General features: G+C 69.2%; 1 protein-coding gene. It reads right to left on the bottom strand.

What is annotated here, in order from left to right:
- The coding region (locus ACI2L1_RS45215; RefSeq protein WP_404745305.1) for a type I polyketide synthase at positions 1–1256 on the bottom strand (1256 nt) is incomplete at both ends.

Below are 1256 nucleotides of genomic sequence, written 5' to 3'. Positions count from 1 at the left end.
CACCGGCAGAACGCCCACCGGACCGGACTCGACCGACTCGACCGGATCGACCCCCGGCGCCTCTTCCAAGATCACGTGGGCATTCGTCCCACTCAGCCCGAACGAGGACACTCCCGCCCGTCGGGGATGCGCCGAGGCCACCCACGACACCGGTTCGGTGAGGAGTTGGACGTTGCCCTCGGACCAGTCGACCTCGGGTGTGGGCTCATCCACATGCAGGGTTCTGGGCAGCACTCCGTGACGCATGGCCATGACCATCTTGATGATGCCGCCCGCGCCCGCCGCCGCCTGGGTGTGACCCAGGTTCGACTTCAACGACCCCAGCCACAAAGGCCGTTCAGCACCTCGCTCCTGCCCGTAGGTGGCCAGCAACGCCTGCGCCTCGATCGGATCCCCCAACCGGGTCCCCGTCCCGTGCGCCTCCACCGCATCCACATCCGCCGCCGACAACCGGGCACTGGCCAGCGCGGCCCGGATCACCCGCTGCTGCGACGGACCATTCGGCGCCGTCAAACCATTACTCGCCCCGTCCTGATTGACCGCACTGCCCCGCACCACCGCCAGCACCCGATGACCGTTACGGCGGGCATCCGACAGCCGCTCCACCAGCAGCACACCCGCACCCTCCGACCACCCCGTGCCATCGGCGGCCGCCGCGAACGACTTGCAGCGCCCGTCCGCGGCAAGCCCCCGCTGCCGGCTGAACTCCACAAAACTCTCCGGCGTGGCCATCACCGCCACACCACCCGCCAACGCCAGATCACACTCACCCGAACGCAACGCCTGCGCCGCCAGATGCAGGGCGACCAACGACGACGAACAGGCAGTGTCCACCGTCACCGACGGACCCTCCAGACCGAGCGTGTACGACACCCGGCCCGACACGATCGCCCCCGTACTGCTGTTGTGCGCATAGTCGTGATACATCAGCCCGGTGAACACGCCGGTCCGGCTGCCCTTCAGCGTGGTCGGGTCGACACCGGCCCGCTCCAGGGCCTCCCAGGACACCTCCAGCAGGAGCCGCTGCTGGGGATCCATCACCAGGGCTTCGTTGGGGCTGATGCCGAAGAAGCCGGCGTCGAACTCGGCGGCTTGGTGGAGGAAGCCGCCCTCGCGCGTGTACGAGGTGTCGGGCCGCTCGCCCGAAGGGTCGTAGAGGTTGTCGAGGTCCCAGCCCCGGTCGGTGGGGAACCCGGACACCGCGTCCACTCCGTCCGCGACCAGACGCCACAACCCCTCCGGCGACGTCACCCCAC

The sequence above is a fragment of the Streptomyces sp. NPDC019531 genome (assembly GCF_044903305.1).
GTDB lineage: Bacteria > Actinomycetota > Actinomycetes > Streptomycetales > Streptomycetaceae > Streptomyces.
Note: the sequence above shows the minus strand (reverse complement) of the source record. Positions and strands in the feature narration are given on the sequence as shown.